Origin of the sequence: Burkholderia mayonis (assembly GCF_001523745.2) — a bacterium.
In the GTDB taxonomy this organism is placed as follows: domain Bacteria; phylum Pseudomonadota; class Gammaproteobacteria; order Burkholderiales; family Burkholderiaceae; genus Burkholderia; species Burkholderia mayonis.
In genome coordinates this window covers 3,466,019-3,488,047 of record NZ_CP013386.1, presented here as the reverse complement: position 1 = coordinate 3,488,047, position 22,029 = coordinate 3,466,019, and the positions used below count along the sequence as shown (strand labels likewise).

Genomic DNA, 22,029 nt, shown 5'->3' with positions numbered 1-22,029 from the left:
CGCACGCTATGATCGACCATGGACGCCGCCGCGCGGCGTTTCCCCGTGACCCGCTTCATTCGTTTCGAAGGAATCGACGATGACCGACACCAACGGCTCCAATCCGTTTTCCGGCTTTGGCGGCTTTCAGCCCGCCGGCTTCCTCGACAAGATGTGGGACATGATGCGTCTCACGCCGTTCGGCGGAATGGGCGGGTTTCCCGGCGCGTCGCAAGGGCTGCCGCCGTCGCTGTCGGCGATGTCGGACCTGATGGCGCCGCTCGCGAGCGTCGAGGAGCTCGACAAGCGGATCACCGATCTGCGCGCGGTCGAGCAGTGGCTGAAGCTCAACCTCGGCATGCTGCAGTCCGCGATCCAGGCGCTCGAGGTGCAGCGCGCGACGCTCGCGACGCTGCGCGCGTTCGGCGCGTTCGCACAGACGTCGATGGCCGCGGCGGAAGCCGCGCTGTCGCCCGACGACTCGGCGCACGGTGAATCCTCTTCCGCCGCGCTCGCGTCGTCGCGCGAAGACGATGCGCGCGCGCGCGCCGGTGCATCCGCGAGCGCGGCAGCCGACGCCAGCGGTACCGAGCCGCCGCAAGCGGCGCCGGGCGCCGACGCGTTCGATCCGGCGGGCTGGTGGAATCTGCTGCAATCGCAGTTCAACCAGCTCGCGCGCTTCGCGATGACGCAACCGGGCATGACGCCGCCCGCCGACGCGGATGCGCCGGGCGACGAGGCGGCGAAGAAGCCGTCCGCCGCGAAGAAGCCGGCCACGCGCCGTGCGGCTTCGCCGCGCGCGAGCGGTTCGGCGGCCGAGCGTGCATCGAGCGCGGCCGGCGGCGCGAAGTCCGCCGCCGCGAAGAAGACGGCGAGGCGCAGCCCGTGATGCGCGCGCCGCCGATGAGGACACGCTGAGGCAGACATGCGGCTCGCGCTCGTGATGATGGGGGGCGGCGCGCGCGCCGCGTATCAGGTTGGCGTGCTGAAGGGGCTCGCCGAGATCGCGCGCGACGTCGATCCGAAGCGGCGCACGTCGCCGTTCACGGTGATCTGCGGTTCGTCGGCGGGCGCGATCAACGCGACGTCGCTCGCGAGTCACGCCGACGACTTCGAGCACGGCGTGCGGCGTCTCCTCGATTTCTGGGAACAATTGCGCGCCGATCACGTTTATCGAACCGACTGGCTCGGCATCGCCGCCGCGGGCGCGCGCTGGCTCGCGGCGATGAGCCTCGGCTGGGCGGCGCGCCGTTCGCCGCGCGGGCTGCTCGACAACTCGCCGCTCGCGTACTTGCTGCGGCGCGAACTCGACTTCCACCGGATCGAGCTGATGCTCGAGGCGCGCAAGCTGCATGCGCTGTCGGTAACGGCGCTCAGCTATTCGAGCGGCCGGCATCTGACGTTCTATCAGGCGAGCGAACCGATCCAGGCGTGGCGGCGCGCGGAGCGCACCGCGCGGATGGTCGACCTGTCGGCCGGGCATCTGCTCGCGTCGTCGGCGATCCCGTTCGTGTTTCCCGCAGTGCCGCTCGTGCTCGACGGCCAGATCGAATATTTCGGCGACGGCTCGATCCGGCAGATCGCGCCGCTGTCGCCGGCGATCCATTTCGGCAGCGATCGGATCGTCGTCGTCGGCGCCGCCGACCCGCGGCCCGAGGTGCCCGCCGCGAACGGCAACGGGCGCGGCTATCCGTCGCTCGCGCAGATTGGCCAGCAGGTGCTCGCGAGCGTGTTCCTCGATTCGATCGGCGCCGACATCGAGCGGATCGACCACGTGAACCGGATGATCGAGCACCTGCCCGCCTACGTCGAGCCGACGAGCGGCTGGCGGCATGTCGACGTGCTCGCGATCGCGCCGTCCGAGCGGATCGAGCTCATCGCGTCGAAGCATCTGAAGCGGTTGCCGCTCACGGTGCGCGGGCTGCTCGGCGCGGTGGGCGGCAACAAGCCGGCGGGCGCGTCTTTCGCGAGCTATCTGCTGTTCGAGGCCGAATTCACGCGCGAGCTCGTCGAGCTCGGCTACCGTGACGCGCACGGGCAGCGCGAGCGGCTCGCGCAGTGGATCGCGTCCGCCGAGCGCAGCGGCGCGGAGGCCGAGCACGGCCCGGGCGCCGGCCGCGAAGCGAGCGCGAGCGTCGCGGGCGCGGGCGACGACACGTCGGACGGCGGCATGTCGAGCGTGTCGAGCTTGTCGGGCGCGCCCGCCCGGGCGGCGCGGCACTGACGGCCGCGTGACGATGCAGCCCGCTCGGCCCGATTCGGACGGCGACACGCATTCGGCCGCCGCATCCGCCGCTTGGGTTGCGTTTTCGCCACGCTGACAGAAAGCTTTCGCCGCGACGCTTTGCCGCATGGGCGTGGTCCCGGCGCCCGCCGCCGTCTCGGAACGGTCACAGTCGCGTGCTATCATGGCCGCCGCCGAATACATCATATCGGGCCGCTCGAGCGCAGCCGTTCTGCAAGGCGCGCGCGGGTCCCGGCAACGAAGCCGGCGGTGCGCCGGCGCCTTTCAGGCATGCGCGACGCGGCTTTCGATCTCGTCGGGAGCGCTGAGTGCGGCCTGCCCCACGGTGGTAGCGCGGCCGCCCGGCGTCCGGCGCGAAACCTGCGTCCGGGCCCGGATTAGCGCGTAAAATTATCGACTTGGTTGCGAAAACGCCCGCACTGGGCCGGTTTGCCGCAACAGTCTCGTTTAAGTTGTCGCATTGCGCAGAACAGGGGTGGGACCATGAACACCATGCTTTATCCGGAACTTTACAAGTCGCTCGAAGCCGTCCGCTGGGACATGGAGAAGGACATTCCGTGGGACAAGTTCGACGCGTCGCTCCTGACCGACGAGCAGGCGAGGACGATCAAGATGAACGCGATCACCGAGTGGTCGGCGCTGCCCGCGACGGAGATGTTCCTGCGCGACAATCATCACGACAGCGACTTCTCCGCGTTCATGAGCGTCTGGTTCTTCGAGGAGCAGAAGCACTCGCTCGTGCTGATGGAATACCTGCGCCGCTTCCGGCCGGAGCTGATGCCGACCGAAGAGGAACTGCATGCGGTGCGCTTCGAGTTCGATCCGGCGCCGCCGCTCGAGACGCTGATGCTGCACTTCTGCGGCGAGATTCGCCTGAACCACTGGTATCGCCGTGCGGCCGAGTGGCATACCGAGCCCGTCATCAAGCACATCTACGAAACGATCTCGCGCGACGAGGCGCGTCATGGCGGCGCGTACCTGCGCTACATGAAGAAGGCGCTCAACAATTGCGGCGACGTCGCGCGCGCGGCGTTCTCGAAGATCGGCGTACTGATGGCGTCGGCGCGCCGCACCGAGAAGCCGCTGCACCCGACGAACCTGCACGTGAACCAGGCGCTGTTCCCGCGCGACACCGTGCAATCGCGCCTGCCCGATCCGGAATGGCTCGAGCGCTGGCTCGACGAGCAGATCCTGTTCGACGGCGAGTGGGAAAAGAAGGTCGTCGACCGGATCCTGCACAATTTGTCGGTGCTGTTCGAGCGCACGTTCGCGACCGCGCAGGAACTGAACCGCTATCGGAAGGAAGTGACGGTGCGCCTGCAGGCGGGAAGCGGCTCGGCCGCCACGCAGCCCGCGTAACGCGCGCAGCACGCGGCGCCGCATCGCGCGAAAAGCCCGCTCGCAGGCCCGGCGGGCTTTTCTTTTGCTGCTTCGCGTCGCAGCCGGCGCGCGTCGAGCGTGATGCTCGACGTCGTTTTCCGATCATCCCGCCCAACGAGTTTTTGCACCATGCCCGCTTCGTTTGAACGCAAGCTGATCACCCGCGACGCGCTCGTCGCATTGCGCGCGTCGCTGCCCGCGCCCGTCGTGTTTACGAACGGCGTGTTCGACATCCTGCATCGCGGCCACGTCACCTATCTCGCCGATGCGAAGGCGCTCGGCGCATGTCTCGTCGTCGGCGTGAACAGCGATGCGTCGGTGCGCATGCTCGGCAAGGGCGACGATCGGCCGATCAACGCCCAGGAAGACCGGATGGCGCTTCTCGCCGCGCTCGAATGCGTCGATTGGGTCGTCGGCTTTGACGAAAAGACGCCGGTTTCGCTGATCGACGCGGTGCGTCCCGACATCCTCGTGAAGGGCGGCGATTACGACATGGACGCGCTGCCCGAATCGGCGCTCGTGCGCGGCTGGGGTGGGCGGGCGCTCGCGATTCCGTTCGAGCACGATCGCTCGACGACCGCGCTGCTGAAGAAAGTGCGGTCGCCGTCGAACTGAGCGAAGGCATGCGCGGCTGCCGTCGCGGCTGCGGCGCGCCGCTGCGTCATTGCGCGGCGGAGGCGTTCGAAGGGGTTTGCGCCGATGCGGGCGTCGCGGCCGCGGCGGGCGTCGCCGAGGACGCCGATGCGGGTGCCCGCGAACCCGGCGTGGCGCCGGCGGCCGAGCCGGGCACCGAGCCGGGCGCGTTCAGCGGTGCGGTATCGAGCGGCGGCGACATGATCGGCCCGCCGACGGTCGGCTGATCCATCGCCTCGGACACGGGCGTCACGCGCAGCGCATCCGGCCGCACCTGCAGCAGCGCGTGACCCGGCTCGCGCGAGCCCGCGGCAGGCATCGGGCCGAACAGGCCGCGTACCACGACGAACGCGAGCATGTTGGCGAGAAAGAGAATAGAGATCAGCCAGCGCAGCATCGTCGATACTCCCGAGAATCGTTCCGTTACCGTCAATCCGCCGCGCATGGCGGCGATGCGCCGCTTCGTGCGCCGAAGCCGTGCGGGCCGCGCGCTCGCGCGGCGCGCGTCACGCCGAATGCGCGATCAGCGCGAGGCCCGTCAGCACGAGCGTATCGTGCCGCGTGTGCGGGATGGTCAGCGCGCGCACGATCGCGTCCGCCGCGCCGCCCGACAGCACGAGCCGCACGGGCGCCTTCCATGCCTTTTCCAGATCGCGCCATGCGCGCTCGATGAGCCCCGCCTGCGCCTGCAGGCAGCCGGCGGACAGCGCGTGCGGCGTGTCGATCGCGAACGGCGCGTGCGCGTCGTTCATGGCGAGCTCGTCGAGCAGGTTCGTCGCCGCGTCGATCGACACCGTCGGCAGCTGCGCGGTGTGCGTGCCGAGCGAGCGCATCATCAGCGCCCAGCCGGGCGCGATCAGCCCGCCCGCGAAATGGCCGTCGGCGCGCAGCGCTTCGAGCGTCGTCGCGGTGCCGAACGTCGCGATCAGCAGATGCTCGCCCGGAAACGCCGCATGCGCGCCGATGAGGCCTGCCCAGCGGTCGCTGCCGAGACGTGCCGGCTCCGTGTAGCCGTTCGTCACGCCGCACTGCGCGGCGCTTGCGCGCACGACGGTGCGCGGCAGCGCGGGCCAGTGCGCGTCGATCAGCGCGTCGATGCGTGCGGCTGCCGCGTCGCCCGCGACGTTCGAGATCCATGCGCCGCGCGGCGCGGGCAGCGTCGACCAGTCCGGCGCGTCGTCCGCGTGCCCGAACGCGCCGATCGAGACGAAATGGCGTTCGGTGTCCGCGAGCGCCCATTTGACGCGGCTGTTGCCCGCGTCGATCAGCAAGCACAAGCCGCTCATCGGACGGCTCCCGGCGCGCGCAGCGACACGTCGCCCGCCGCGATCGCTTGCCGGCCGGCGGGCGTGTCGAGCAGCAACTGGCCGGTCGCGTCGATTCCGACGGCGACGCCGCGCATGATTTCCGCGCCGCGTTCGAGCAGCACGACGTCGCGGCCCGCATACGCGTGCAGCGCGTTCCAGCGCGCGGCGAACGGGGCGAGGCCGTCCGCTGCGAACGCGGGCAGCGCGACGGCGAGCGCGTTCAGCGCGGCGGCGAACGCGTCGGTGAGATTCGCGCCGGGCCGAACGGCGGATAGCGCGACGGGCGGCAGGCCGCTCGCGAGCGTCGCGTCGCGCTCGCGCAGCGCGTCGACTTCGGCTGCGGCGGCGTCGGCCGTGCGCACATTGACGCCGAAGCCGATCACGACCGCGGTCGCATCGTTCGTGTTCCAGACGGTTTCGATCAGGATGCCGGCGAGCTTGCCGACGATCGCGGTTTCACCGTCGCGCGTTGTCGTGACGAGCAGATCGTTCGGCCATTTGAGCGCGATGCGATGGGCGTCGGCAGCAGCGTTCGCGCGTTGGCCCGCAAGCGGCGCGCCGTCCGTCCCGGCAAGCGCTTCGGCGAGCGCGACGCCGACGGCGAGGCTCAGGCCCGCGAGCTCGCCGACCGGACACGGCAATACGCACGCGATCGAGCAAAGCAGCGCGTCGCCCGGCCTGGCGAACCACGGGCGGCCTTGCCGGCCGCGTCCGGCCGTCTGCTCGTACGCGACGCGCGCGATCGGCGCGGCGAGCGCGTCGCGGTTGCGACGCAGCGTCTTCAGGTGCGCGGCGAGGTCAGCGTTGGTCGAACCCGTCGTGTCGACGATCTCGATCGACCATTCGCGGGCTGCGGGAACAAGGCGTGCATCGACGCGTGCGCGATCGATGAGCGGCCCGTCGTCCGCGGGCGTTGAAGGGAGGGTGGCGACATTCATGGCGCGTATTGTTGCGGAACTGGTCGACGGTTGCCAGCGTAAAGTTCGATTGTCCCGTCGCTTGACGGGGGATTGCGGATCGCGTTCTTTCATGCGTTCGTCGGCGATTCGCCCATCATAGCCGCGTCGTCCGGCGACGGGCGATTGGCGGGGCTGCGGCGCGTGCGGCGCGAATGCTCGGCGCGTGCGGCGGATCGGTGGATCGGTGGATCGGTGGATCGCGCCGAGGCGACAAATCGCGGGACTGCGGGATCGGCGACCGACGGTTGGCGGATGACAGGCGGCAAGCGACAGGCGACAGGCGATTGCGCACGTCGCGTCGGCGAACCGTCGCCCACAGAGCGCGAAAGACTCCGATTGTAGTGGCCGGCGCGCTCGATCGCTTCGACGTGGCCATCGACGCGGCATCGCGGGCGTAATCGCGGATCGGGCATGTATCGGGCATGTATCGGGCGTCGTGCCGGGATGCGCGAGCATGCGTCAGTGGGAATGCACGCCGATCGATTGCGATGGTTGGCCGGCGGGTCGTCACGCGGCGTCGGCGCGACGGCCGCTTCACGCGAGCGAGGGGTTCGCGCGGCGTGTGCACGACGTGTCAGCACGCCGATACGGAATGTGTTCGGCGTGGCGCGAGGCGGAGAAACCGGGGCGGTGCGATGCGCGAGCGTGCCGGGACCGGTTCACGTCGACATGCCTTCGCGCGACGCCGATCGAGCGCAGGGGGGCTTGGATCCTGTTTCTGTTGCATCGCGTGCGAGGCGCGGCAGCTCGGCGAATGCGTTTGAGGGTGAGTTCGGCGATTCGAATCGTGCGTTTGGCGGACGCATGCCGGAGCGATTTGCCCCAAACGCCCCAAACGCCCCAAACGCCCCAAACGCAGCCAACAAAACGCCTCGACCCGGCATCGCCGGCGAAGTCAGCGATCGCCATGCGCCGCGACGCCGAATCCAGAGAATCGCCGGCCGAAGAGGCCGCGCCGCCCATCCGCCGATGGACGGCCCGGCACCGCCGCGCGAAGCGCCCGACTTATTGAACGTGCTTCTGCAGCGCCGTCGCGCGCCCCGTCTTCGCATACTGCTTCCAGGCATCGAGCTTCTCGCCTTCGAGCAGCGCGAGCGAGCCATCGCCGTTCGCGTAGGCCGACGTGATGTCGGCCTCGCTCATGTGCCCCGACTGGACCATGAACGCGATCAGGTTGCCGCCCCAGACCTTCGGCTGTCCGCCGAGATCCGTCGTGAAGTAGTTCGTCTTGTAATCGGCATCCGGATAGAGCCGCTGATAAACCTTGTGCGCGAAATAGTCGGTCGCGAACTCGTCGTAGTTCCAGTTCGAATTGATGCCGGCTTCCTTCGTCGTCTGCTGAAAGCCCGTGTGATCGTGCGAAGCCGCATGCACGCTCTCGTGCACGAGCGTCGATCGGATCTTCGCCGCATCGAGCACGCCGCCCGCCGAATATTCGGGCGCATCGGTCGCCATGTAGATCCTGCCTTCGGGCGACGTCCACGCGATCGGATTGAGCGTCGGTTCGTCGGCGTAGTACGGGATGCTCATCACGCTCGACAGCCCTTCCATCGTCGTCTCGGCGATGTCCATCCGCGGCGGCGCAATGCCGAGCACTGCCGCAATGCCCGCGCTCAGCTTGTCGGTGTCGACATAGTTCTTCACCGACCAGCGCGGCGACAACTGCTTGTTCTCGTTCACGAACGGCTTGAGCTCGGTCGGCTGAAACGGCTGCGTCGACGTGCGCGGTGCCGCTGCCGTCACGGGAGCCGGGCGCGCGGCAGGCGGCAGCGGCGGTAGCGGCAGCGCGCCGGGCGTTGGGGGCGGCAATGCGCTGGGCGGTGGAGGCGGCATCCGCACGCCGGGCGCCGGTGCGGGCGGCGGGGGCGCGTGGCGTCCGGCCGGCGTCGGGCCGTCGCTCTCGAAGACCCGGCTCGCGCCTTCGAAGAAGCGGCTGACGTCCGCATGTTGCGGATGCGTATGCGGCAGCCGCTGCGAGGCCGCGTCGACGCGGTGTTCGTGCCCGCCGACCTTCAATGTTCCTACGTGTCGGACGTCCTGCGGCGCATTCGGCGATGCGCTCGCCGTTGCGGCAAGATGCTTAAACTCGATCATGAATCACACTCTTCTCGTATCGCGCCACGTGCGCGGTTTCGCGCAGCGACGCGGGAAACGCCTTTACCCAGACGATGAAATCGGACAGCCGGTGCGCGAGCGCTTCGGCCGTCAGCTCCAATGCCGGCTCGACCCGGTACGCGACGAGCCCCAGTTCCTCATGCCAGCCGATGCCCGGCTGCGCGCCGACGAGCGGATTGAGCGCCGCATGCAGCAACAGACGCAGCGTGTCTTCGCTCGCCGATGCGGGCAGCGGCCAGTCGATGCGCCCGATGACGACGAGCTGTGCGCCGCTACGGCGCAACAGGATCGGCAGCGATTCGTCGATCAGCAGGCGGCAATGGCCGTGCGCGTCGAAATGCAGGCTGCGCAGTCCCAGCCGCTGTGCGAGCTCCGCGAGTAGCGCGTCGGTCGCGCCGTCGTGCGGGGAAGGCGCCGGAGTCGAGCGGATGCTCGGCGAGAAGTCGGAAAAACAGATGGTCATGGGTATCGTGTCGAACGAGGGCGTTGCGTGAAACGGGGTTGCTCGCCGGACGGCAAGCGCGGCCGAACCGCACGGTGCGGCTGCAACACGTATTGGTACACGATCGTTGCGCACGCCTCTTGTTGAAATCGCCGATTGTTTCGTTTTTCTGTCCGGCATTCGTGTGGCGGTGCGCGCTGGCATGTGTTTCGGCACGGCGTCGTCGCGGGGTGTCGGGAGGCGACGCAAAGCCTGTATGCGTGCGCCGCCGCGCGCCGCCGCACCGCGCCGGACGGCCGGGCGAAACGAGACTTCGCGCGGCGAAGCGGTTCGCTACAATGACCGCTGTCACCGTTTTGCAAAATCGACCTTTGGACTTCCAGACTCCCCCCGGCCTGTCGGTCGATTCCGGCAGCCAAGGCCAGACCGTGCGCCTTTACGGGCAGTGGACGGCGCTTGCCCTCGCGCGCGACCGCGGCAACGTCGCGCGCCGGATCGCGCGGCTCGCGAAAGAGCCCGTCGGCGAGTGGGATCTGTCCGGCGTCGTCCGGCTCGATCACGTCGGCGGGCAGGCGCTCTGGCGCGTGTGGGGCCGCCGGCTGCCCGAAGGGCTCGCGCTCACCGACAATCAGCGGACCGTGTTCGAGCGGCTCGAGCGGCTCGACGAAGGCCGCGAGGCGCCCGAGCCCGTCGTGCGGACCGACCCGGTCACGCGCTTCGGCCAGGGCCTCTTTACGTTCGGCGAGCATCTGTACGGCGGCATCGGGCTGCTCGGCGGGCTGATCATCGATCTGCTGTCGGTGCTGCGCCGGCCGCGCACGATGCCGTGGATCGAGATCTCCGCGAACGTCTACGCCGCGGGCGCGAAGGCGCTGCCGATCACGGCGCTCGTCGCGTTCCTGATCGGCATCGTGCTGTCCTATCTGTCCGCGCAGCAACTGCAGCTATTCGGCGCGAACCGCTACATCGTCAATATCCTCGGCCTGTCCGTGATCCGCGAGCTCGGGCCGGTGCTGTCGGCGATCCTCGTCGCGGGCCGCTCGGGCTCCGCGATCACCGCGCAGATCGGCGTGATGCGGGTGACGGAAGAGCTCGACGCGATGCGCGTGATGGGCATCCCGCACGGCCTGCGGATCACGCTGCCGCGCGTGCTCGCGCTGGGCGTCGCGATGCCGCTCCTCGTGATGTGGACCAACGTCATCGCGCTGACGGGCGGCGCGCTCGCCGCGAAGTTCGTGCTCGCCATCGACCTGAACTTCTTCGTGCGCTCGCTGCCGTCCGTCGTGCCGATCGCGAACCTGTGGATCGGGCTCGGCAAGGGCGTCGTGTTCGGGATGTTGATCGCGCTCGTCGCGTGCCACTTCGGTTTCCGGATCAAGGCGAACTCGCAGAGCCTGGGCGAAGGGACGACGACGTCCGTCGTCACGTCGATCACGGTCGTGATCCTCGCCGACGCGGTGTTCGCGATCCTCTTTCAGAACGTGGGGCTCGGATGAGCGCGCGCGACGACGATTTCGTGATCGAGGTGCGCGACCTGACGAAGCGCTACGGGCGCAACGTGGTCCACGAGCACCTGGACTTCGACGTGCGCCCGGGCGAGATCGTGGCGATCGTCGGCGGCTCCGGTTCGGGCAAGACGACGCTCGTGCGGCAGATCTTGGGCCTCGAGCGGCCGACGTCCGGCACGATCAAGGTGTTTGGCGAGGACACGTCGAAGATCGACGCCGAGACCGCGCGCGTGATGCGCAGCCGCTCGGGGATGCTGTTCCAGCACGGCGCGCTGTTCTCGTCGCTGACCGTGTTCGACAACGTCGCGCAGCCGCTGCGCGAGCTCGGCCGCGTGCCGGAGGACCTGCTGCACGACATCGTGATGCTGAAGCTCGAGATGGTCGGGCTGCCGTGCAAGCACGCGTCGAAGATGCCGGCCGCGCTGTCGGGCGGGATGGTCAAGCGGGTCGGGATCGCGCGCGCGATCGCGCTCGAGCCGGAGCTGCTGTTTCTCGACGAACCGACGGCGGGGCTCGATCCCGGCGCGTCCGACGAGTTCGTCGAGCTGATCGCGACGCTGCATCGCACGCTGGGCCTCACCGTCGTGATGGTCACGCACGATCTCGACACGATGGTCGCGCTGTCGACGCGCGTCGCGGTGATCGCCGACCGCAAGGTGCTCGTCGCCGCGCCCGTCGAAGAGGCGGCGGGCGTCGATCATCCGTTCATCCGCGAGTACTTTCTCGGGCGGCGCGGCCGCCGCGCGCTGCAGGCGCTGCCGCCCGAGCGTCGCGCGCGCCTGCCGAAGGCGGCGCTCGAACCGGCGCCTTCGGACGTCGAGCTGTAAAACGAGGGAACCCCCACATGGAAAACAAATCACACGCGTTCTGGGCCGGCCTGTTCACGATCGGGCTTCTGCTCGCGATCGTCGGCGCGGTCTATTGGTTCAACGTCGATCGCACGGTGCGCGTGCCTTACGATCTCGTGTCGCGCTCGAACGTGACGGGGCTCTTCCCCGACGCGGCCGTCCGCTATCGCGGGCTCGACGTCGGCAAGGTGCAGTCGATCAACTTCGACCGCGGGCATCCGGGAGAGATCGTGATCCGCATCCTCGTCGACGCGAACGCGCCGATCACGCGCTCGACGTTCGGCAGCCTCGGCTTCCAGGGCGTGACGGGCATTGCGTTCGTGCAGCTCGACGACACGGGCGCGGATCAGGCGCCGCTGCCGACGTCGGCGAAGGCGGTCGCGCAGATTCCGATGCACCCGAGTCTCTTCGACCAGCTCCAGCAGCGCGGCGACGTGCTGCTCAAGCAGATGGAGATCGCCGCGAAGAGCGTCAACGAGATGCTGTCGCCGGACATGCGCGATCAGCTGAAGGCGACCGCGGCGAGCATGCAGCATGCGGCCGACGGCGTCGCCGAGCTGTCGAAGCAGGTCGAGCCCGCGCTCGCGCAGATGCCGGAGACGATGGCGCACGTGAACCATGCGCTCACGTCGGCGAACGCGCTCGTCGCGCCGGGCGGGCCGCTCGTCACGAACCTGAACCGCGCGGGGCAGGCGCTCGCGTCGATGAACGACACGCTCGCCGAGCTGAGCGCGCGCGTGCGCTACGACACGCTGCCGCGCTTCAACGCGCTCGCGACGAACGTCGGCGACGCGTCGCGCACGCTGAAGGACGTCGCGGGCGATGTCGGCCGCAATCCGCGCAGCCTGCTGTTCGGCGCGCCGCTCGCCGAGCCGGGCCCGGGCGAGACGGGATTCGTGTGGCCGGGCGTCACGCCCGCCAAATAAGTACTCTTGGAATTCGCGATGCACGCACACTTCATGTCAGGTCCTTTCTTCCGCCGAAGCCGTCCGGCGCTCGCGCTCGCCGTGGCGCTCACGATCGCGAGCCTGAACGGCTGCGCGGGGACGCCCGCCGCGCTCTCGAACATCCGCTACGACCTCGGGCCCGCGCGGCCGGCCGCGTCGGCGGGCGCGGGTCCCGCGCTCAAGGTGCTCGACGTGAGCGCGCCCGACGCGCTCAACTCGGATCGTTTCGTCTACCGGCTCGCGTACGCGGATGCGCAGCGCATCGCCGTGTACCGCGACAGCAAATGGACCGCACCGCCCGCGCAGTTGCTGACGCAAAGGCTGCGCGGCGCGCTGTCGCAGCGCGGCGCGGTGCTCGAGGGCGAGGACAGTGTGCGCGCGCCCGTGCTGAAGGTCGAGCTGTCCGAGTTCGAGCAGGTGTTCGACGGGCGCTCGGAGAGCCACGCGGCCGTCACCGCGCGCGCGACGCTCACGCAGGACGGCAAGGTGCTCGGCCAGCGCACGTTCGTGTCGCGCGCGCCGTCGAGCACGCCGGATGCGGCGGGCGGCGCGCAGGCGCTCGCGACGGCGAGCGACGAACTCGTCTCGCAGCTCGTCGCGTGGCTCGGCGTCCAGGCATACGCCGCCGCGCCGTGAACGCCGCCGCCCACGCCGCGTTTGTCGCGTTTGCCGCGCCGTGCGCGGCGCCGCCGAGATGAAACGCGCCGCGCGCTGGCAGCGTCGTCATTCGACGCTCGCGCGTCAGGCGTTCGCCGTCTACGCGGCGCTCGTCGTCTATGCGTCGCTTTATCCGTTCACGGGCTGGCGCTCGCTCGGCATCGGCCCGTTCGACTATCTGCTCGCGCCGCTGCCGCGCTATCTGACCGCGTTCGACATCGTCACCAACGTGCTCGGCTATCTGCCGTTCGGCGCGCTCGCGGTGCTCGCGCTCTATCCGCTGCGCGGCGTGCCGGCCGTGTTCGCCGCGACCGCGGCGGGCGCGCTGCTGTCGGGCGCGATGGAAGCGCTGCAGACGTATCTGCCGGCGCGCGTGTCGTCGAATCTCGATCTCGCGGCGAATGCGCTCGGCGCGCTGATCGGCGCGACGCTCGCCGCGCCCGCCGCGACTGCGCTGATCGAGCGCGGCGTCGTGCGGCGCGTGCGCTTCGCGTGGTTCGAGCGCGATGCGTCGACGCCGCTCTTTCTCGCCGCGCTGTGGGCGGGCGCGATCCTGTTTCCGTCGCCGTTCCTGTTCGGCATCGGCGACTGGCCGAGCGAGCTTTGGGAGAGCGCCGACGTGTCGATGCGCGGCGCGCTCCTCGCGTGGGCGCCGGCCGCGTGGAACGTGCCCGCATGGCCGGACCGGCTCGACGGCCTGCTGTCCGATTCCGCGTGGGAGGCGCTGCTTGCCGCGCTCGGCCTGTTCGCGGCGCTCGCGGTCGCGTCGCTCGCGATGCGCGAGCGCGCGCCGCGCGTGCGGCTCGTCGCCGGCTTCACCGTGTTCGCGCTCGCGCTGAAGGCGGCCGCGACGTTCATGCAGTCGTACACGGGCCTCGTGTTCGACTGGGCGACGCCCGGCGCGCGGCTCGGCATCGCGGCGGGTCTCGTCGCCGCGCTCGCCGCGCTGCGGCTCGCGAGCGCGTGGCGCGCGGCGCTGGCCGCGGCGGCGCTCGCCGTCGCGCTCGTGCTCGTCAACGTGCTGCCCGTCAATCCGTTCTTCGATTTCGCGCTGTCCGGCTGGCAGCAGGGCCGCTACGTGCACTTCAACAGCATCGCGCGCTGGCTCGCGTGGATCTGGCCGTACGCGGCGCTCGTCTGGCTCGCCGGACGCGCGGAGCGCGCATGGCTCGCGAAGCGCGCGGCGGGCGCTTCGCGCGGCGCCAGCGGCAAACGGCGCCGCTCGCTATAATCGGCCACTCGCCTGCCGATTCCGTCCGACAACGCGGGGCGCTCACGCGGCGCCCCCACGCAATGGGCCACATCATGGATCCCTACTATCAACACCACGTCTTTTTCTGCCTGAACCAGCGCGAAAAGGGCGCCGAACGTCCGAGCTGCGCGAACTGCGGTTCGCAGGAGATGCAGGAATACGCAAAGCAGCGCGTCAAGGCGCTCGGCCTCGCGGGCGCGGGCAAGGTGCGCGTCAACAAGGCGGGCTGCCTCGACCGCTGCGAGGAAGGTCCCGTCGTCGTCGTCTATCCGGAAGGCGTCTGGTACACGTACGTCGACAAGAACGACATCGACGAAATCGTCGAGTCGCATCTGCGCGACGGCCAGGTCGTCGAGCGGCTGAGAATCTGAGCACGGTTTTTCGAATCACCCCGCACGCTGCTGCATGAACGCCTACACCCAGAAATCCCTGATCGCCGGCCCGGTCGGCAACATCGAGGTCGCGATCGACCTGCCCGACGCGGTGCGCGACGGCTCGGCCGCGCCGCGCGGGATCGCGCTCGTCGCGCACCCGCATCCGCTCTTCGGCGGCACGATGGAGAACAAGGTCGCGCAGACGCTCGCGCGCATCTTCGTCCAGTTGAACTACGCGGTGATCCGCTCGAATTTCCGCGGCGTGGGCGCGACGGAAGGCGCGCACGACAACGGCGCGGGCGAGGTCGACGACCTGCTCGCAGTGCTCGCGCACATGCGTTCGCTGCCGGGCCACGCGGAACTGCCGGTCGTGCTCGCCGGCTTTTCGTTCGGCACGTTCGTGCTGTCGCACGTCGGCAAGCGGCTGCGCGATGCGGGGCAGGCGATCGAGCGGATGGTGTTCGTCGGCACGGCGGCGAGCCGCTGGCAGGTCGCCGACGTGCCGGAAGACACGATCGTAATCCACGGCGAGAACGACGACACGGTGCCGATCGCGTCGGTTTACGACTGGGCGCGGCCGCAGGAGCTGCCCGTCGTCGTGATTCCGGGCGCCGAGCACTTCTTCCATCGCAAGCTGCACATCCTGAAGCGCGTCGTCGTCGGCGCGTGGCGCTGACGCGCGACGAGCGGCGTTTCGTTTCGCCGTGAGCCGTGAGCTGTGAGCCGCGCGGCGAGCGAGCGGGCGGATGCCGGACGTTCGTCGTGCCGGGCGCGTTGCGGCGGATCGCTGCGGCGCGGTGCTGCATCTCGCGGCGTGCATGGATGGCGCGGTCGAGTTGCACAACCGGCGCAGCGCGGCACCACACGGCACCGCACGGCACCACACGGCACCGCACGGCACCACACGGCACCGCACCGAGCGGCGCGGCACGCGGCTTGGGCGACTGCATGGTAATTGCGGCACGCGACATGGGCGTCCGGCGCGATCACCGTTCCGTCCGTGATCGACAATCGATCGACCAAAGATCGACCAAAGATCGACCAAAGATCGACCAAAGATCGACCAAAGATCGACCCGCGATCGGCCGCCGGCCCGCCCGCCGCGACCGAATCACACCGCCCGCCACGCGACAAGCTCCCCAATCCCGAAAAGCGCCGCTGCGAACTTCCGTATAATGGCCGGGTTTTGCGTCGGCCCGTCCGCACGGACGTCCGATGCGCCGTGCAGGCCGCCGCGCCGCTTTTCGCTTAGCGAACCGATCGCGCCGCCGCCTGTCCAATCGGCGCGTTTCGCGAGCCTTCCTTCCCAGAGATGCCGCCGGAACGCCGCCGCCGGCCCTTCAACCGCGCGCCCCGTGTGCGCTGAAATTTCTGCCATCAGCCTGAATCGATATGCGTCTGTCTTCCTTCGGCCTCACGTCACTCGCCACCTCCACCGCTTTTGCCGTCGCCGCGCGTAACCTTGCGCTCGGCGTCGTGCTGCCCGCCGCGCTCGTGTCGACGATCGCCGTCGCGCAGGCGAAGCCCGCCGCCAAGGCGAAGCACGCGGCCGCCGCGCCCGCCGCCGCACCGACGGGCGCACCCGCCACGTATGCGCCGGGCGCGGTGCCGCCGCCCGGCGTGAACGCGCGCTCGTGGGTGCTCGTCGATGCGACGAGCAATCAGGTGCTCGCATCGGGCAACGCAGACGAGCGCGTCGAGCCCGCGTCGCTGACGAAGCTGATGACGGCGTACCTCGTGTTCGAGGCGCTCGATGCGAAGAAGATCACGATGGAGCAGATCGTTACGCCGGGCGAAGCGGTGCGCCGCGTCGGCCGTGACGAGTCGCGGATGTTCATCGAGGCGAACAAGCCCGTCAGCGTGCACGATCTCGTCTACGGGATGATCATCCAGTCGGGCAACGACGCCGCGATCGCGCTCGCCGAGCTCGTCGGCGGCAGCGAAGCGCAGTTCGTCAACATGATGAACGCGGAAGCGCAGCGCCTCGGGATGGCGGGCACGCACTTCGCCGACGTGAACGGGATGCCCGATCCGCAGCACTACACGACGGCGGGCGATCTCGCGAAGCTGTCGACGCACCTGATCCGCGACTACCCGGACTACTACAACATCTTCTCGGTCAAGGACTTCACGTACAACAACATCAAGCAGCCGAACCGCAATCGTCTGCTGTGGCTCGACCCGACCGTCGACGGCCTGAAGACCGGCCACACGCAGGCGGCGGGCTACTGCCTGATCGCGTCGGCGAAGCGCTCGCTGCCGGGCGCGACCGACGCGACGCGCCGCCTCGTCACCGTGATGATGGGCGAGACGAAGGAAAGCGACCGTGTGCAGGACAGCATGAAGATGCTGAACTACGGCTACACCGCGTTCGATTCGGTGCGCCTCTACAAGGCCGGCCAGGCGATCGACACGCCGCGCGTCTACAAGGGCAAGAGCAACAACGTGCAGGTCGGCGTGAAGAAGGATCAGTTCATCACGGTGCCGCGCGGCTTGGCGGACAAGGTGAAGCCGGAAGTCGCGCTGAACGCGCCGCTCATCGCGCCGCTCGCGGACGGTCAGGCGGTCGGTTCGGTGAAGCTCGTCGCCGACGGCAAGACGGTCGCGGAATTCCCGGTCGTCGCGCTGCAGCCGGTGCCGGAAGCAGGCCTCCTCGGCCGCATCTGGGATTCGATCCTGCTGATGTTCAGCAAAAAGAAGTAAGCTGTCCGGGTCTCGCCGGACCGGGTCTCCAGGGATCAGGGTCCTGCGGACCGGATTCACTGGGACCGGATCCCTTCGTCATGATTTCGTCACTCGTTTAACGCCATGAGCCAAGCCGATATCGAACCGACCGTCTACCTGAGCGTCGCGTCGCGGGAAGAGCTGGTGCCGCTGTCCGAAGCGCGCGTACCGGTGCTCGACCGCGGCTTCATCTTCGGCGACGGCGTGTACGAAGTCGTGCCGATCTACGCCGACGGCGCACGTCGCGCGCCGTTCCGGATCGCGCAGCATCTCGTGCGTCTCGCGCGCAGCCTGAAGAAGATCGGCATCGACGATCCGCACGACGAAGCGGGCTGGCGCGCGCTCGTCGCGCGCGTCGTCGACGCAAACGCGGCGGTGCTCGGCGACGGCCAGCACGCGATCGTCTACATCCAGGTGACGCGCGGCGTCGCGAAGCGCGGCCACGCATTTCCGCTGAACGCGGTGCCGACGGTGTTCGCGATGGCGAGCCCGCTGTCGCTGCCGACCGACGCGCAGCGCGCGCAGGGCGTGCGCTGCGTGACGGCCGAGGATCGCCGGTGGCTGCATTGCGACATCAAATCGGTGTCGCTGCTCGGCAACGTGCTGATGGCGCAACATGCGGCCGAGCACGACGCAGTCGAGACGATCCAGCTGCGCGACGGCAACGTGACGGAGGGCTCGTCGTCGAACGTGTGGATCGTGAAGAACGGCGAGCTGATCGCACCGCCGCGCAGCAACAGGATTCTTGAAGGGATCCGCTACGCGCTCGTCGAGGAGCTCGCGGAGGCGTGCGGGATCCGCTTCGTCGCGCGCGACATCAACGAAGCGGAACTGCGTGCGGCCGACGAGATCCTGCTCACGTCGGCGACGAAGGAAATCCTGCCCGTGACCCTGCTCGACGGCCTGCCCGTGCAGGGCGGCCGGCCGGGCCCGGTGTTCGAGGCGCTGTACGCCGCGTATCAGCAGGCGAAGGCGCGTGAGTTGGAAAGCGTTTGAGCGGGCCCGGCCCTCGACGCGTGGAGAACGACATGACCGAATCAAACAAGACCGTCGAGCTGACGGGCGAAATCGCGACGCCCAAGGAAACGCTGCTCGAATTTCCGTGCGATTTCCCGATCAAGGTGATGGGGCGCGCGCATCCGGAGTTCAAGGACACGATTTTCAAGGTCGTGAGCGTCCACGACAACGAGATCGATCTCGAGAAGATCGAGGAGCGCGCGTCGAGCGGCGGCAACTACACGGGCCTCACGATCACCGTGCGGGCGACGAGCCAGGCGCAGCTCGACAACATCTACCGGGCGCTGACCGGCCACCCGATGGTCAAGGTCGTGCTCTGACGGCCGGCCGCCAGGCTAGTCCCCGCCAATCCTTTCCCTTCGCACACGCGCGGCCGCGCAGGCCGCCGCGTGCTGCGCCTCCAGCGTCGCGCACACCGCGTTGAAGCGCGCGATCTCCTCCAGCAGCCAGGTCCGGAACGCCTGTACGCGCGGCGTCTGCGCGAGCGACGGCGGGCACACGAAGAAGTAGTGCCACGGGCTCGGCCCCGCGATGTCGAAGAGCCGCACGATCCTGCCCGCCGCCAGATCCGGCACCGCGAGCGAGCGTCGCACGAGCGCGATTCCCTGACCGTCGATCGCCGCCTGCAGCAGATTCGACGAATCCTGATACAGCACGCCGCGCTTCGGCTCGGTCAACGTGTCGAGGCCCGCCGCGTCGAACCACGGGCGCCACAGCTCGTCGTCCGAGCGCAGCAGCGGATAGCGGGCGAGATCGGCGGGCGTCTCGGGCAGCACGCCGCCGTTGAGCGTCGGCGCGCAGACGGGGAAGAACGTCTCGTCGAGGATCGGCTCGACGTACAGCCCCGGATAGACGCCGTAGCCGAAGCGGATCGCGATGTCGACGTCGTCGCGTGCGAAGTCGACGAGCGCGTCGCTCGCCCGTAATTCGAGATCGATTTCCGGATGCCGCTCGATGAACGGGCCGATCCGCGGCGTGATCCAGCGCGCGGCGAACGACGGCAGCGTCGACACGACGAGCCGCTTGTCGCGATCGCTCGCGCGGATGTCGCGGGTCGCGTCGGCGATGAGCGTCAGCGCGGCGCGCACCTGCTGCGCGTAGCGGCCGCCCGCGTCCGTCAGCGCGAGCCGCTTGCCGTGGCGCACGAACAACTGCACGCCGAGCTCGGCTTCGAGCGCGCGTATCTGATGGCTGACCGCGCCGTGCGTGACGGACAGCTCGTCCGCCGCGCGCGAGAAGCTTTCGTACCGCGCGGCGGCTTCGAACACGCGCAGCGCGTTCAACATCGGCAGCTGACGGAGGTTCATTGGTTAGTTTTTCTCACTAGCACGTGAAAATCGATCGTTTTACGCCGAGCCTTGCGCACACTACGATTGTAGCCACTGGAGCATTTTTGGCGGAGGCGGTCATGAGAGAGATTTCTTCAAGCATCACGTTCGAGATCCAGCCCGGCGAAACGGTGCCGATGAAGGTGGCGCGCAGCACGCGGTTGAGCGTTCGCGGCGCGTCCGTGTGGGCGACGCGCAGCAACGACGTCCACGATTATTTCCTGTCGCCGGGCGAGACGCTGAAGCTGCGGCGCGGCGAGCGGCTGTGGCTGAGCGCCGACGGCGAGACGAGCGCATGCGTGTCGTTCTCGATCGCCGTGCCGCCGCGGCAGGCGGCCGTGTCCGGCATCGTGCGGTTCGCGACGCGGTTCGCCGCGCGCTTTCGCGACGGGTGGCGCACCGTCTGAGCGCCCCGTGGTCGCCGGTGCGTGCCGCCGCGTGATCCGTCCCCTTCGGGCACCGGCGAGGTGCATGGGTTTTCGGTAAACTACCGTCCATGTCAGCCTCGCCGGTTTCCATCGTGCCACCCGCTTCCGTCGCGTCCGCCGCGCCCGACGCCGCCGCGTCGGCTTCCTCGTGTTCGTCCTCCGCGCTGCCTGTCACGGTTCGCTGGCTCGGCGAAACATCTTACGAAGCGTGCTTCGACGCGATGCGAACGTTCACCGACGCGCGCACGCCGGACACCGACGACGAGATCTGGGTCGTCGAGCATCCGCCCGTCTACACGCTCGGCCAGGCCGGCAATCCGTCGCACCTGCTCGTCGCCGACAGCGGCGTGCCGCTCGTGAAGGTCGACCGCGGCGGGCAAATCACCTATCACGGTCCGGGGCAAATCGTCGCCTATCTGCTCGTCGACTTGAGGCGGCGCAAGCTGATGGTGCGCACGCTCGTCACGCGGATCGAGGAGGCCGTGATCGAGACGCTCGCGGCGTATAATCTCGCGTCGATCCGCAAGGCCGGCGCGCCCGGAATCTACGTGGAATCGGGGCCGCATCGCGGCGCGAAGATCGCCGCGCTAGGTCTCAAGATCCGCAACGGCTGCAGCTATCACGGTCTGAGCGTCAACGTGAAGATGGATCTGCGTCCGTTTCTCGCGATCAACCCGTGCGGTTACGCGGGACTCGAAACGATCGACATGGCGAGCCTCGGCGCGACCGCCGACTGGCACGAAGTCGCACGGACGCTCGTGCGCCGTCTGATCGCCAACCTCGACGGCGCAACCGCGGCCGCCGCATTGCCGCAGCAGGCACTGGAACAATCGAATGACTGACCTTACCGCTCCCTCCGCACCCGCCGAACCGGCCGCGCCCGCGTACGATCCGACCGCCAAGCAGAAGGCGCTGGCGAAGACCGCGCGGATTCCGATCAAGATCGTCCCGATCGAGAAGCTCAAGAAGCCCGACTGGATCCGCGTGAAGGCGGCCACCGGCAGCTCGCGCTTTTCCGAGATCAAGACGATCCTGCGCGAGCACAACCTGCACACGGTGTGCGAGGAGGCGAGCTGTCCGAACATCGGCGAATGCTTCGGCAAGGGCACCGCGACGTTCATGATCATGGGCGACAAGTGCACGCGCCGCTGCCCGTTCTGCGACGTCGGCCACGGCCGGCCCGATCCGCTCGATGCGGACGAGCCGAAGAACCTCGCACGCACGATCGCGGCGTTGAAGCTCAAGTACGTCGTGATCACGAGCGTCGACCGCGACGACCTGCGCGACGGCGGCGCCGGCCACTTCGTCGAATGCATCCGCGAAGTGCGCGAGCAGTCGCCGCAGACCCGCATCGAGATCCTGACGCCGGACTTCCGCGGCCGCCTCGACCGCGCGCTGCAGATACTCAACGCCGCGCCGCCCGACGTGATGAACCACAATCTCGAAACGGTGCCGCGCCTGTACAAGGAAGCGCGTCCCGGCTCGGACTACGCGCATTCGATGAAGCTGCTGAAGGATTTCAAGGCGCTGCATCCGGACGTCGCGACGAAGTCGGGCCTGATGGTCGGCCTCGGCGAGACGCCCGAAGAGATCCTGCAGGTGATGCGCGATCTGCGCGCGCACGACGTCGACATGCTGACGATCGGCCAGTACCTGCAGCCGTCCGAACACCACCTGCCGGTGCGCGAGTACGTGCACCCGGACACGTTCAAGATGTACGAGGACGAGGCGTACCAGATGGGCTTCACGCATGCGGCCGTCGGCGCGATGGTGCGGTCGAGCTATCACGCCGATCTCCAGGCGCACGGCGCCGGCGTGGTTTGACGGTAGGCGACGGTCCGTCGAACCGACGGTCCGGCCAGTCAGTCGATGAAAAACCCGCAGCG

At 68.9% G+C, this 22,029-nt stretch carries 23 protein-coding genes and 1 pseudogene; 18 read left to right on the top strand and 6 right to left on the bottom strand.

Going from position 1 to position 22,029, the window contains the following annotated elements; translation table 11 throughout:
• Positions 1–79: 79 nt before the first annotated feature.
• The 5 genes and pseudogenes from WS70_RS16800 (at position 80) to rfaE2 (ending at position 4,219) form a co-directional block, all read left to right on the top strand.
• Positions 80–868, top strand: a complete 789-nt coding sequence (locus WS70_RS16800; protein WP_059596811.1) for a PhaM family polyhydroxyalkanoate granule multifunctional regulatory protein — start codon at positions 80–82, stop codon at positions 866–868.
• Positions 869–904: 36 nt separating this feature from the next.
• Positions 905–2,203: a patatin-like phospholipase family protein gene (locus WS70_RS16795; protein WP_059596810.1), complete on the top strand. Its 1,299-nt coding sequence runs from the start codon at positions 905–907 to the stop codon at positions 2,201–2,203.
• A gap of 47 nt (positions 2,204–2,250) precedes the next feature.
• A pseudogene (locus tag WS70_RS32955) lies at positions 2,251–2,605 on the top strand (hypothetical protein); the annotation flags it as partial.
• A 111-nt stretch (positions 2,606–2,716) separates the two neighbouring features.
• Complete coding sequence (locus WS70_RS16785) at positions 2,717–3,583, top strand: ferritin family protein (RefSeq protein ID WP_059471991.1); 867 nt, start codon at positions 2,717–2,719, stop codon at positions 3,581–3,583.
• A 150-nt stretch (positions 3,584–3,733) separates the two neighbouring features.
• A complete protein-coding gene (gene rfaE2 / locus WS70_RS16780; protein ID WP_059471866.1) occupies positions 3,734–4,219 on the top strand; it encodes a D-glycero-beta-D-manno-heptose 1-phosphate adenylyltransferase in 486 nt (161 codons plus the stop codon).
• 46 nt (positions 4,220–4,265) lie between these two features.
• Here the strand turns inward: rfaE2 and WS70_RS16775 are convergent, their stop codons facing one another.
• The 5 genes from WS70_RS16775 to WS70_RS16750 all read right to left on the bottom strand — a co-directional run bounded on the left by WS70_RS16775 (position 4,266) and on the right by WS70_RS16750 (position 9,081).
• The gene (locus WS70_RS16775; protein WP_059596809.1) at positions 4,266–4,634 is read right to left on the bottom strand and encodes a hypothetical protein; all 369 of its coding nucleotides are present in this window, start codon (positions 4,632–4,634) and stop codon (positions 4,266–4,268) included.
• 109 nt (positions 4,635–4,743) lie between these two features.
• A complete protein-coding gene (locus WS70_RS16770) occupies positions 4,744–5,523 on the bottom strand; it encodes a type III pantothenate kinase (protein WP_059596808.1) in 780 nt (259 codons plus the stop codon).
• Positions 5,520–6,482: a biotin--[acetyl-CoA-carboxylase] ligase gene (locus WS70_RS16765; protein WP_059596807.1), complete on the bottom strand. Its 963-nt coding sequence runs from the start codon at positions 6,480–6,482 to the stop codon at positions 5,520–5,522. The genes WS70_RS16770 and WS70_RS16765 overlap by 4 nt, the downstream gene beginning before the upstream one ends.
• 1,026 nt (positions 6,483–7,508) lie before the next feature.
• The gene (locus WS70_RS16755; RefSeq protein ID WP_226382774.1) at positions 7,509–8,597 is read right to left on the bottom strand and encodes a toxin; all 1,089 of its coding nucleotides are present in this window, start codon (positions 8,595–8,597) and stop codon (positions 7,509–7,511) included.
• Positions 8,584–9,081 (bottom strand): type III secretion system chaperone, encoded by a 498-nt coding sequence (locus WS70_RS16750; protein WP_059471863.1) that lies wholly within the window; start codon positions 9,079–9,081, stop codon positions 8,584–8,586. The genes WS70_RS16755 and WS70_RS16750 overlap by 14 nt, the downstream gene beginning before the upstream one ends.
• A 350-nt stretch (positions 9,082–9,431) precedes the next feature.
• Between WS70_RS16750 and WS70_RS16745 the strand changes: the two genes are divergently transcribed.
• The 10 genes from WS70_RS16745 (at position 9,432) to WS70_RS16690 (ending at position 18,707) form a co-directional block, all read left to right on the top strand.
• Positions 9,432–10,556 carry an MlaE family ABC transporter permease gene (locus WS70_RS16745; protein ID WP_059471862.1) on the top strand — a complete coding sequence of 375 codons (1,125 nt, stop codon included), beginning with the start codon at positions 9,432–9,434 and terminating at the stop codon, positions 10,554–10,556.
• The gene (locus WS70_RS16740; RefSeq protein WP_059471861.1) at positions 10,553–11,395 is read left to right on the top strand and encodes an ABC transporter ATP-binding protein; all 843 of its coding nucleotides are present in this window, start codon (positions 10,553–10,555) and stop codon (positions 11,393–11,395) included. Before WS70_RS16745 ends, WS70_RS16740 begins: the two co-directional genes overlap by 4 nt.
• 17 nt (positions 11,396–11,412) lie before the next feature.
• Positions 11,413–12,342, top strand: a complete 930-nt coding sequence (locus WS70_RS16735; RefSeq protein WP_059471860.1) for an MlaD family protein — start codon at positions 11,413–11,415, stop codon at positions 12,340–12,342.
• Between the two features lie 18 nt (positions 12,343–12,360).
• Positions 12,361–12,999, top strand: coding sequence for an ABC-type transport auxiliary lipoprotein family protein (locus tag WS70_RS16730; RefSeq protein ID WP_059596866.1), 639 nt, complete (start codon positions 12,361–12,363; stop codon positions 12,997–12,999).
• 58 nt (positions 13,000–13,057) lie between these two features.
• The gene (locus WS70_RS16725) at positions 13,058–14,251 is read left to right on the top strand and encodes a VanZ family protein (protein ID WP_059596867.1); all 1,194 of its coding nucleotides are present in this window, start codon (positions 13,058–13,060) and stop codon (positions 14,249–14,251) included.
• Positions 14,252–14,325: 74 nt separating this feature from the next.
• Positions 14,326–14,643 (top strand): (2Fe-2S) ferredoxin domain-containing protein, encoded by a 318-nt coding sequence (locus tag WS70_RS16720; RefSeq protein ID WP_059471986.1) that lies wholly within the window; start codon positions 14,326–14,328, stop codon positions 14,641–14,643.
• Between the two features lie 34 nt (positions 14,644–14,677).
• Positions 14,678–15,322 (top strand): alpha/beta hydrolase, encoded by a 645-nt coding sequence (locus WS70_RS16715; protein ID WP_059596806.1) that lies wholly within the window; start codon positions 14,678–14,680, stop codon positions 15,320–15,322.
• A gap of 716 nt (positions 15,323–16,038) precedes the next feature.
• Entirely contained in the window at positions 16,039–17,349 is a 1,311-nt protein-coding gene (locus WS70_RS16700) for a D-alanyl-D-alanine carboxypeptidase family protein (RefSeq protein WP_059596804.1), read from the top strand.
• A gap of 105 nt (positions 17,350–17,454) precedes the next feature.
• On the top strand, positions 17,455–18,366 hold the full coding sequence (locus tag WS70_RS16695; protein WP_059596803.1) for a D-amino acid aminotransferase: 912 nt from the start codon (positions 17,455–17,457) through the stop codon (positions 18,364–18,366).
• A 32-nt stretch (positions 18,367–18,398) separates the two neighbouring features.
• Positions 18,399–18,707, top strand: a complete 309-nt coding sequence (locus WS70_RS16690; RefSeq protein WP_059471985.1) for an HP0495 family protein — start codon at positions 18,399–18,401, stop codon at positions 18,705–18,707.
• 15 nt (positions 18,708–18,722) lie between these two features.
• Here WS70_RS16690 and WS70_RS16685 read toward each other — a convergent pair whose 3' ends face one another.
• Positions 18,723–19,694 (bottom strand): transcriptional regulator GcvA, encoded by a 972-nt coding sequence (locus tag WS70_RS16685; protein WP_059596802.1) that lies wholly within the window; start codon positions 19,692–19,694, stop codon positions 18,723–18,725.
• Between the two features lie 101 nt (positions 19,695–19,795).
• On the opposite strand from WS70_RS16685, the gene WS70_RS16680 reads away from it, so the two are divergent.
• From WS70_RS16680 to lipA, 3 genes are all read left to right on the top strand, one after another.
• Positions 19,796–20,122 carry a DUF2917 domain-containing protein gene (locus WS70_RS16680; protein ID WP_059471984.1) on the top strand — a complete coding sequence of 109 codons (327 nt, stop codon included), beginning with the start codon at positions 19,796–19,798 and terminating at the stop codon, positions 20,120–20,122.
• Positions 20,123–20,211: 89 nt separating this feature from the next.
• Positions 20,212–20,985 (top strand): lipoyl(octanoyl) transferase LipB, encoded by a 774-nt coding sequence (gene lipB, locus WS70_RS16675; RefSeq protein WP_059471854.1) that lies wholly within the window; start codon positions 20,212–20,214, stop codon positions 20,983–20,985.
• Positions 20,978–21,967, top strand: a complete 990-nt coding sequence (lipA, locus tag WS70_RS16670) for a lipoyl synthase (protein ID WP_059471853.1) — start codon at positions 20,978–20,980, stop codon at positions 21,965–21,967. Before lipB ends, lipA begins: the two co-directional genes overlap by 8 nt.
• The last annotated feature ends 62 nt before the right edge of the window (positions 21,968–22,029 follow it).

What these genes read in the sequence shown, in the direction of transcription:
- lipB (WP_059471854.1), top strand. Translation starts at nt 20,212, where the DNA reads ATGTCAGCCTCGCCGGTTTCCATCGTGCCACCCGCTTCCGTCGCGTCC.
- WS70_RS16765 (WP_059596807.1), bottom strand. Translation starts at nt 6,482, where the DNA reads ATGAATGTCGCCACCCTCCCTTCAACGCCCGCGGACGACGGGCCGCTC.
- WS70_RS16680 (WP_059471984.1), top strand. Translation starts at nt 19,796, where the DNA reads ATGAGAGAGATTTCTTCAAGCATCACGTTCGAGATCCAGCCCGGCGAA.
- WS70_RS16800 (WP_059596811.1), top strand. Translation starts at nt 80, where the DNA reads ATGACCGACACCAACGGCTCCAATCCGTTTTCCGGCTTTGGCGGCTTT.
- WS70_RS16775 (WP_059596809.1), bottom strand. Translation starts at nt 4,634, where the DNA reads ATGCTGCGCTGGCTGATCTCTATTCTCTTTCTCGCCAACATGCTCGCG.
- WS70_RS16715 (WP_059596806.1), top strand. Translation starts at nt 14,678, where the DNA reads ATGAACGCCTACACCCAGAAATCCCTGATCGCCGGCCCGGTCGGCAAC.
- WS70_RS16735 (WP_059471860.1), top strand. Translation starts at nt 11,413, where the DNA reads ATGGAAAACAAATCACACGCGTTCTGGGCCGGCCTGTTCACGATCGGG.
- WS70_RS16795 (WP_059596810.1), top strand. Translation starts at nt 905, where the DNA reads ATGCGGCTCGCGCTCGTGATGATGGGGGGCGGCGCGCGCGCCGCGTAT.
- WS70_RS16720 (WP_059471986.1), top strand. Translation starts at nt 14,326, where the DNA reads ATGGATCCCTACTATCAACACCACGTCTTTTTCTGCCTGAACCAGCGC.
- WS70_RS16695 (WP_059596803.1), top strand. Translation starts at nt 17,455, where the DNA reads ATGAGCCAAGCCGATATCGAACCGACCGTCTACCTGAGCGTCGCGTCG.
- WS70_RS16770 (WP_059596808.1), bottom strand. Translation starts at nt 5,523, where the DNA reads ATGAGCGGCTTGTGCTTGCTGATCGACGCGGGCAACAGCCGCGTCAAA.
- WS70_RS16725 (WP_059596867.1), top strand. Translation starts at nt 13,058, where the DNA reads ATGAAACGCGCCGCGCGCTGGCAGCGTCGTCATTCGACGCTCGCGCGT.
- WS70_RS16740 (WP_059471861.1), top strand. Translation starts at nt 10,553, where the DNA reads ATGAGCGCGCGCGACGACGATTTCGTGATCGAGGTGCGCGACCTGACG.
- WS70_RS16700 (WP_059596804.1), top strand. Translation starts at nt 16,039, where the DNA reads ATGCGTCTGTCTTCCTTCGGCCTCACGTCACTCGCCACCTCCACCGCT.
- WS70_RS16685 (WP_059596802.1), bottom strand. Translation starts at nt 19,694, where the DNA reads ATGAACCTCCGTCAGCTGCCGATGTTGAACGCGCTGCGCGTGTTCGAA.
- WS70_RS16730 (WP_059596866.1), top strand. Translation starts at nt 12,361, where the DNA reads ATGCACGCACACTTCATGTCAGGTCCTTTCTTCCGCCGAAGCCGTCCG.
- rfaE2 (WP_059471866.1), top strand. Translation starts at nt 3,734, where the DNA reads ATGCCCGCTTCGTTTGAACGCAAGCTGATCACCCGCGACGCGCTCGTC.
- WS70_RS16690 (WP_059471985.1), top strand. Translation starts at nt 18,399, where the DNA reads ATGACCGAATCAAACAAGACCGTCGAGCTGACGGGCGAAATCGCGACG.
- lipA (WP_059471853.1), top strand. Translation starts at nt 20,978, where the DNA reads ATGACTGACCTTACCGCTCCCTCCGCACCCGCCGAACCGGCCGCGCCC.
- WS70_RS16750 (WP_059471863.1), bottom strand. Translation starts at nt 9,081, where the DNA reads ATGACCATCTGTTTTTCCGACTTCTCGCCGAGCATCCGCTCGACTCCG.
- WS70_RS16785 (WP_059471991.1), top strand. Translation starts at nt 2,717, where the DNA reads ATGCTTTATCCGGAACTTTACAAGTCGCTCGAAGCCGTCCGCTGGGAC.
- WS70_RS16755 (WP_226382774.1), bottom strand. Translation starts at nt 8,597, where the DNA reads ATGATCGAGTTTAAGCATCTTGCCGCAACGGCGAGCGCATCGCCGAAT.